An 8,134-nucleotide genomic window follows, 5' to 3' on the forward strand; every position below is an offset into this window, starting at 1 on the left:
TTCCGGCAGCCTTCAGTGGTCTTTGCAGAGTTAAGACAGGCGGCTTAGCGTTGCACTTCGAACTTGAATCCGCCAGTCCTTAACCGCAAATATGTGTTCAAAACTAGGCGGATGCAGTTCGTCAGATCACAGACTGATGAAACGTGTATAAAGGAAAATGTCTTAGTAACATCAATTTCCATAAAAGAACACCTATTGCCATACATTACAGCCGCCACCCACCAGGGCATACATGGATGAACTGTGATGCGGTGCGCGAAAAGGGCGCTGACGCCATGTTTGCGGAGGTGCCCTGTGGCTGACCAGACTGGCAATCGCGGCACATTCCAGAGCCTCACTGTCGCTTAATGGTGGCATCAGACCTGGCAGGCGTGAGGCCAGCATCGTTTTGCCGGTACCTGGCGGGCCAATAAGCAACAGGTTATGCCCGCCAGCGGCCGTAATCTCCAGCGCGCGTTTCGCCTGCTGCTGGCCGATGATTTCGCTCAGATCGGCATGTTCACCCTTTTCCTGCGGCGGTGCAGTCGCTGCCGCTGCCAGAGTTGCCTTGCCAAGCAGAAAGGCGCATACCTCCAGCAGATGACCAGCGACCAGGCTCTCTCCGTGGCGAATGAGCGCGACATCCTGCTGATTATCCACAGACAAAATCAGTTGCCGATGTTGCAGCAATGCCGCCATCGCCGCCGGAATTGCCCCCTGAACAGCGCGTAACGCGCCGTTAAGCGCCATTTCCCCCAGGAACTCATAAGCAGCGAGTTTATCCGCTGGAATCTGCTCTGAGGCCGCGAGAATCGCGATGGCAATCGGCAGGTCGAAACGTCCTCCCTCTTTTGGCAGATCGGCGGGTGCCAGATTCACCGTGATGCGTTTTGCCGGGAAGGTGAAACCGCTGTTAATGATCGCACTGCGTACCCTGTCGCGTGCCTCTTTGACGGTGGTTTCCGGCAGCCCTACCAGAGAAAACGCCGGTAATCCGTTGCTGATATGGACTTCGACGGACACCAGCGGGGCTTCCACGCCCAGCGCCGCACGGGTTAAGACGATGGCTAACGTCATAATCACTCCTTGTTGCGCGCCAGTGTGGCAGGCTCTCCCTGATGTGGCGACGGCGCATCTGGTTCTTTGCGCAGTGCGACGTAAAAAATCGCAATCTGTTGCAGCACACTCAGATTCTGCTGGTGCTGCCTCACAAATTGACCTGGCAGCAAATCAGGCCAATATTAGTCACGACAGGGACGTGATGAAGAATTTTCAATATTTCGCTTATTATCTGAATAACAATCGTTTTTCGTGATTTGCCTTAGGTGGTAATAAAATTTTCTGATGAAAAAAAGTTGTCAGCGAAGGGATAACTGTGATAACTCTGTAGGTATTACTTCGAGCAAGCGAAAAACCGAACTTAAAATGACAGCCCTTCTACGAGTGATTAGCCTAGTCGTGATTAGCGTGGTGGTGATTATTATCCCACCGTGCGGGGCATCGCTTGGAGAAAGAAAGGCTTAGAAATCAAGCCCGAATTCACTGAAAACCCCCGCACCGAAAGGTCCGGGGGTTTTTTTTCGACCTGATGCAATGACAGAGAATGTCAAAGGAGTAAAGAATGAACAGTAGCATAAAATGCTGTTGTTCCCAGCGAGAGGCGGGGGAATAACTATGAATGGTGCTCAGTGGGTGGTTCAGGCGTTGCGTGCGCAAGGTGTAGAAACTGTATTTGGTTATCCCGGTGGTGCAATCATGCCGGTGTACGATGCACTCTATGATGGCGGCGTGGAACACCTACTGTGTCGGCATGAGCAAGGTGCGGTGATGGCGGCCATTGGTTATGCGCGTTCAACCGGCAAAACCGGCGTCTGTATCGCGACGTCAGGTCCTGGTGCCACCAACCTGATTACGGGGCTGGCGGACGCGATGATGGACTCCGTTCCGGTTGTCGCGATCACCGGGCAGGTTGGTTCAGCGCTGATTGGTACGGATGCCTTCCAGGAGATCGACGTTCTCGGCCTGTCACTGGCCTGTACCAAGCATAGTTTCCTTGTCGAATCCCTCGATGAACTCCCTTCGGTGATGGCAGAAGCGTTCGCCATCGCCCAGTCCGGCCGTCCCGGTCCGGTACTGATTGATATTCCAAAAGATATTCAGCTGGCTAACGGCGAACTCACGCCGCATCTGCTGCAGGTGGAGCCGGAGCAGGCACACCCGGTAACGGCGCTGCAGCAGGCGCGCGCCATGCTGGCGCAGGCGCAGAAACCGATGCTGTATGTCGGTGGTGGTGTGGGCATGGCGCAGGCGGTTCCGGCACTGCGTGCTTTCGCCAAAGAAACCGGTATTCCCAGCGTGGCGACGCTGAAAGGCCTGGGAACGCCAGATGCAGCGGACCCATGTTACCTCGGCATGCTCGGTATGCATGGCACTAAAGCGGCCAACCTGGCGGTGCAGGAGTGTGATCTGCTGATTGCCGTGGGCGCGCGTTTTGATGATCGTGTGACCGGCAAACTGGATACCTTCGCCCCGCACGCCAGCGTGATTCACCTTGATATCGACCCGGCAGAACTGAACAAACTGCGCCGTGCGCATGTTGCACTGCAGGGTGACCTGAACCGCCTGCTGCCGGAGCTGTACCAGCCTGTCGCCATCGAGGCATGGCGTGAACAGGTGATGGCGCTGAAAGCGGAACACGACTGGCGTTACGATCATCCGGGCGAGGCGATCTACGCCCCGCTGTTCCTGCAACAGCTGTCGGCGCGTAAACCCGACAGCGCGGTGGTGACCACCGATGTTGGCCAGCACCAGATGTGGGCAGCGCAGCATATGAGCTTCACTGCACCGGAAAACTTCATTACCTCCAGCGGTCTGGGCACCATGGGCTTTGGCCTCCCAGCTGCAGTGGGCGCACAGGTCGCGCGGCCGCAGGATACGGTAATCTGCGTCTCTGGCGATGGCTCTTTTATGATGAATGTGCAGGAACTGGGCACCATCAAACGCAAACAGCTGCCGGTGAAAATCGTGCTGCTGGATAACCAGCGTCTGGGCATGGTGCGTCAGTGGCAGCAGCTGTTCTTCGCCGAACGCTACAGTGAAACCAACCTGTCCGATAACCCCGATTTCCTGATGCTGGCGCGTGCTTTCGATATCCCGGGCCAGCGTATTACCCGCAAAGATCAGGTCGACGCCGCATTAGACGCTCTGCTGAACAGTGAAGGGCCGTACATGCTGCATGTATCAATCGATGAGCTCGAAAACGTCTGGCCGCTGGTGCCGCCTGGCGCCAGTAACGCCAATATGATGGAGAAAACCTCATGAATCAGCACCAATTGTCTATCGAAGCACGTTTCCGGCCTGAAATATTGGAGCGCATTTTGCGCGTTGTTCGTCACCGTGGTTTCCAGATCTGCGCCATGAATATGGCGGCAGCGAATAACGTCAGCAATATTAATATCGAAATGACCGTTGCCAGTCAGCGTTCCGTCGATTTACTGTCAGCACAGTTAAGTAAACTGATGGACGTCGCCTGCGTTCAGGTTCAACAACAGACAACACAACAAATCCGCGCGTAGTCGCAAGAAGGAAAGAATAATGAGCACCAAGAAAGCAGAGTTTATTTGGTTCAATGGCGAGATGGTTAAGTGGGAAGAAGCAAAGGTCAGCGTGATGTCCCACGCCCTGCACTACGGTACTTCCGTGTTTGAAGGCGTACGTTGCTACGACTCACACAAAGGTCCGGTGGTCTTCCGTCATCGTGAACATATGCAACGTCTGCGCGACTCCGCCAAGATTTACCGTTTTCCTGTCGCCCAAAGCGTCGACGAACTGATGGAAGCATGCCGCGCGACCCTGCGCAAAAACAACCTGAAAAGTGCTTATATCCGTCCGCTGGTGTTTGTGGGTGATGTCGGTCTGGGCGTGAACCCGCCAGACGGCTACAGCACCGATGTGATCATCGCTGCTTTCCCATGGGGTGCTTACCTGGGCGCTGAAGCGCTGGAGCAGGGTATCGACGCGATGGTCTCTTCCTGGAACCGCGTTGCGCCAAACACCCTGCCAACCGCGGCGAAAGCCGGTGGTAACTACCTGTCTTCTCTGCTGGTCGGCAGTGAAGCGCGCCGTCACGGTTACCAGGAAGGTATCGCGCTGGATACCCATGGTTATATCTCTGAAGGTGCGGGTGAAAACCTGTTTGAAGTGAAAGACGGCATTCTGTTCACCCCGCCATTCACCTCGTCTGCGCTGCCAGGCATTACCCGTGACGCGATTATCACCCTGGCGAAAGATCTGGGTATCGAAGTGCGTGAGCAGGTGCTGTCACGCGAATCCCTGTATCTGGCGGATGAAGTGTTTATGTCGGGTACTGCGGCGGAAATCACCCCGGTACGCAGTGTTGATGGTATTCAGGTTGGCGCGGGCAAACGTGGTCCGGTCACCGAACGTATCCAGAAAGCTTTCTTCGGCTTGTTTACCGGTGAGACGGAAGACAAGTGGGGCTGGCTGGATCAGGTAAACCCATAAGCATAATGATTGTCGGGCGGAAACATTTTCCGCCCGTAATTTAGAGCATGACCCCGCTGGCACCATTACACGACGTAGCCGGGTGGGGCAGCTCTTATTCAGACTGGAGTAACCCGAGCATGCCTAAGTACCGTTCCGCCACCACCACCCATGGCCGTAACATGGCGGGTGCCCGTGCCCTGTGGCGCGCAACCGGAATGACTGATGATGATTTCGGCAAGCCGATCATCGCGGTTGTTAACTCATTCACCCAATTCGTGCCGGGACACGTGCACCTGCGCGATCTTGGCAAGCTGGTCGCTGAGCAGATCGAAGCGTCCGGCGGTGTCGCTAAAGAGTTCAACACTATCGCCGTCGATGACGGTATCGCGATGGGACACGGCGGTATGCTGTATTCCCTGCCGTCACGCGAACTGATTGCCGATTCTGTGGAATATATGGTGAATGCACACTGCGCGGATGCGATGGTGTGTATTTCCAACTGCGACAAAATCACCCCGGGAATGCTGATGGCCTCACTGCGCCTGAACATTCCGGTGATCTTTGTCTCCGGCGGCCCAATGGAAGCCGGTAAAACCAAACTGTCTGACAAGATCATCAAACTGGACCTGGTCGATGCGATGATCCAGGGTGCCAACCCGAATGTCAGCGATGCCGACAGCGATCAGATTGAACGTTCTGCCTGCCCGACCTGTGGTTCCTGCTCCGGTATGTTCACCGCTAACTCGATGAACTGCCTGACTGAAGCACTGGGTCTGTCGCAGCCGGGCAACGGTTCGTTGCTGGCGACCCATGCAGACCGTAAGCAACTGTTCCTCACCGCAGGTCAGCGCATTGTCGGCCTGGCGAAACGCTACTACGAGCAGGATGATGCCAGCGTATTGCCACGCAATATCGCCAGCAAAGCCGCGTTCGAAAACGCCATGACGCTGGATATCGCCATGGGCGGTTCCACCAATACCGTCCTGCACCTGCTGGCAGCTGCGCAGGAAGGCGAAGTCGATTTCGACATGAGTGATATCGATCGCCTGTCCCGTAAAGTGCCGCATTTGTGCAAAGTGGCGCCAAGTACGCAGAAATACCACATGGAAGATGTGCACCGTGCCGGTGGCGTGCTGGGTATTCTCGGCGAGCTGGATCGTGCAGGCCTGATGAATAACGACGTGCGTAATGTGCTCGGCCTGAGCCTGAAAGAGACGCTGGAACAGTACGACATCATGCTGACCAAAGACGAAAGTGTGAAGAAAATGTTCCGTGCGGGTCCGGCGGGCATCCGTACGACCCAGGCGTTTTCGCAGGATTGCCGCTGGGATACGCTGGATGACGATCGTCAGGAAGGCTGTATCCGTTCACGCGAATTCGCCTTCAGCCAGGACGGTGGTTTAGCCGTGCTGTACGGCAACCTCGCGGAGAAAGGCTGTATCGTGAAAACCGCGGGCGTGGATAAAGAGATCCTGAAATTCAGCGGCCCGGCGAAAGTGTATGAGTCTCAGGATGCTGCGGTAGAAGCGATTCTCGGCGGCAAAGTGGTTGCAGGCGATGTGGTGGTGATTCGCTACGAAGGTCCGAAGGGCGGCCCGGGCATGCAGGAAATGCTGTATCCGACGACGTACCTGAAATCGATGGGTCTCGGCAAAAGCTGTGCGCTGATCACCGATGGTCGTTTCTCTGGCGGCACCTCGGGTCTGTCTATTGGCCACGCCTCACCGGAAGCAGCCAACGGCGGCATCATTGCGCTGGTCAAAGACGGCGACACGATCAATATCGATATTCCGAATCGTGGTATTGAACTGGCTATTCCTGACAGTGAGTTGCAGGCGCGTCGCGCAGAAGAAGAAGCGCGTGGTGACGCCGCGTATACCCCGCATAACCGTGAGCGCCAGGTCTCCTTCGCGCTGCGTGCCTATGCAATGCTGGCGACCAGTGCTGACAAAGGCGCGGTTCGCGATAAAAGTAAGCTGGGAGGCTAACTGATGGCAGAGTCTCAACCGCTACCCGACGCCCCCTGCGGCGCCGAGTATCTGCGCGCGGTACTGCGCGCACCGGTGTACGAAGTGGCGCAGGTGACGCCGCTGCAGAAGATGGAAAAAATTTCTGCGCGGCTGGGTAACACGATTCTGGTGAAACGCGAAGATCGCCAGCCGGTGCATAGCTTTAAGCTGCGCGGCGCTTACGCGATGATCGCCAGTCTGACGGAAGAGGAAAAAGCGCGCGGCGTGGTGACGGCATCAGCCGGTAACCATGCGCAGGGCGTGGCGCTCTCCGCCAGCAAGCTGGGGATTAAGTCGCTGATTGTGATGCCGGTGGCCACCGCGGATATTAAGGTTGATGCGGTGCGTGCGTTTGGCGGTGAGGCTTTTCTGTTTGGCGCCAACTTCGATGAGGCGAAAGCCAAAGCGATTGAACTGGCAGAATCCCAGGGCTACACCTTTGTGCCGCCATTTGACCATCCGGCGGTGATCGCCGGACAGGGCACGCTGGCGATGGAGCTGCTGCAGCAGGATGCGCACCTCGACCGGATTTTTGTGCCGGTCGGCGGCGGCGGTCTGGCGGCGGGCGTGGCGGTGCTGATTAAGCAGCTGATGCCGCAAATTAAAGTGATTGCGGTGGAGGCGGAAGATTCTGCCTGCCTGAAGGCCGCGCTCGATGCGGGTCAGCCGGTTGATCTGGCGCGTGTCGGTCTGTTTGCTGAAGGCGTGGCGGTGAAACGCATCGGCAGCGAGACCTTCCGTCTGTGCCAGGAGTATCTCGACGATATCGTCACTGTCGACAGCGACGCGATCTGCGCGGCGATGAAAGATCTGTTTGAAGATGTGCGTGCGGTGGCTGAGCCTTCCGGGGCGCTGGCACTGGCTGGGATGAAGAAGTATATCCAGCAGCACGACATCAAAGGGGAACGACTGGCGCATATATTGTCCGGCGCGAACGTTAACTTCCACGGCCTGCGCTATGTTTCCGAACGTTGCGAGCTGGGAGAGCAGCGTGAAGCACTGCTGGCGGTGACCATTCCGGAGCAGCAAGGTAGTTTTCTGAAATTCTGCCAGCTGCTGGGTGGTCGCTCAGTGACCGAATTCAACTATCGCTATGCTGATGCTGATAACGCCTGCATTTTTGTCGGCGTGCGTCTGACGCGTGGGGTTGAGGAACGCACTGAGATCATTGCCCAGCTGCGTGAGGGCGGGTATCAGGTGGTCGATCTCTCTGATGATGAAATGGCGAAGCTGCATGTGCGCTACATGGTCGGTGGTCGTCCGTCGAAACCGCTGCGCGAGCGCCTGTACAGCTTTGAGTTCCCGGAAGCACCTGGCGCGCTGCTGCGTTTTCTGCAGACGCTGGGGGCGCACTGGAATATTTCGCTGTTCCATTATCGCAGCCACGGCACCGACTATGGTCGTGTGCTGGCGGCCTTTGAACTGGGCGATAACGAACCTCAGTTTGACCAGCATCTTACCGCGCTGGGTTACGACTGCCACGATGAGACCAATAATCCGGCATTTAGCTTCTTTCTGGCGGGACGCTAGGGAGCGAGGGATTCGCTGAACCCACCCCCACATCGTGTACGGTCCGGGGACATTGCAGACAGGTGTTCGGGGACATGGTGAACACTTTTTAACATCCTTTACCCATGGTG

7 protein-coding genes and 1 pseudogene are annotated in these 8,134 nt (G+C 56.5%); 6 read left to right on the forward strand and 2 right to left on the reverse strand.

The genetic code is table 11. From position 1 onward, the window contains the following. Nucleotides 1-210 precede the first annotated feature (210 nt). Nucleotides 211-1,056 (reverse strand): annotated as a pseudogene (locus tag ACSZO1_RS20895) (YifB family Mg chelatase-like AAA ATPase); the annotation flags it as partial. A gap of 2 nt (nt 1,057-1,058) precedes the next feature. Further along, nucleotides 1,059-1,190, reverse strand: a complete 132-nt coding sequence (locus tag ACSZO1_RS20900) for a hypothetical protein (protein ID WP_437616089.1) — start codon at nt 1,188-1,190, stop codon at nt 1,059-1,061. A 214-nt stretch (nt 1,191-1,404) separates the two neighbouring features. Between ACSZO1_RS20900 and ilvL the strand changes: the two genes are divergently transcribed. From ilvL to ilvA, 6 genes are all read left to right on the forward strand, one after another. After that, entirely contained in the window at nt 1,405-1,503 is a 99-nt protein-coding gene (gene ilvL, locus ACSZO1_RS20905) for an ilv operon leader peptide (protein WP_437616101.1), read from the forward strand. A gap of 150 nt (nt 1,504-1,653) precedes the next feature. Beyond that, nucleotides 1,654-3,300 carry an acetolactate synthase 2 catalytic subunit gene (gene ilvG, locus ACSZO1_RS20910; protein ID WP_437616091.1) on the forward strand — a complete coding sequence of 549 codons (1,647 nt, stop codon included), beginning with the start codon at nt 1,654-1,656 and terminating at the stop codon, nt 3,298-3,300. Then, on the forward strand, nt 3,297-3,554 hold the full coding sequence (ilvM, locus tag ACSZO1_RS20915; protein ID WP_437616093.1) for an acetolactate synthase 2 small subunit: 258 nt from the start codon (nt 3,297-3,299) through the stop codon (nt 3,552-3,554). The genes ilvG and ilvM overlap by 4 nt, the downstream gene beginning before the upstream one ends. 19 nt (nt 3,555-3,573) lie before the next feature. Next, a complete protein-coding gene (locus ACSZO1_RS20920; RefSeq protein WP_437616095.1) occupies nt 3,574-4,503 on the forward strand; it encodes a branched-chain amino acid transaminase in 930 nt (309 codons plus the stop codon). A gap of 119 nt (nt 4,504-4,622) precedes the next feature. Further along, nucleotides 4,623-6,473: a dihydroxy-acid dehydratase gene (gene ilvD, locus ACSZO1_RS20925; protein WP_437616097.1), complete on the forward strand. Its 1,851-nt coding sequence runs from the start codon at nt 4,623-4,625 to the stop codon at nt 6,471-6,473. Nucleotides 6,474-6,476: 3 nt separating this feature from the next. Continuing rightward, nucleotides 6,477-8,024 carry a threonine ammonia-lyase, biosynthetic gene (ilvA, locus tag ACSZO1_RS20930; protein ID WP_437616099.1) on the forward strand — a complete coding sequence of 516 codons (1,548 nt, stop codon included), beginning with the start codon at nt 6,477-6,479 and terminating at the stop codon, nt 8,022-8,024. The last annotated feature ends 110 nt before the right edge of the window (nt 8,025-8,134 follow it).

The sequence above is a fragment of the Erwinia sp. V71 genome (assembly GCF_965644245.1).
Lineage (GTDB): Bacteria > Pseudomonadota > Gammaproteobacteria > Enterobacterales > Enterobacteriaceae > Erwinia.

What these genes read in the sequence shown, in the direction of transcription:
- ACSZO1_RS20920 (WP_437616095.1), top strand. Translation starts at nt 3,574, where the DNA reads ATGAGCACCAAGAAAGCAGAGTTTATTTGGTTCAATGGCGAGATGGTT.
- ilvG (WP_437616091.1), top strand. Translation starts at nt 1,654, where the DNA reads ATGAATGGTGCTCAGTGGGTGGTTCAGGCGTTGCGTGCGCAAGGTGTA.
- ilvL (WP_437616101.1), top strand. Translation starts at nt 1,405, where the DNA reads ATGACAGCCCTTCTACGAGTGATTAGCCTAGTCGTGATTAGCGTGGTG.
- ilvD (WP_437616097.1), top strand. Translation starts at nt 4,623, where the DNA reads ATGCCTAAGTACCGTTCCGCCACCACCACCCATGGCCGTAACATGGCG.
- ilvM (WP_437616093.1), top strand. Translation starts at nt 3,297, where the DNA reads ATGAATCAGCACCAATTGTCTATCGAAGCACGTTTCCGGCCTGAAATA.
- ilvA (WP_437616099.1), top strand. Translation starts at nt 6,477, where the DNA reads ATGGCAGAGTCTCAACCGCTACCCGACGCCCCCTGCGGCGCCGAGTAT.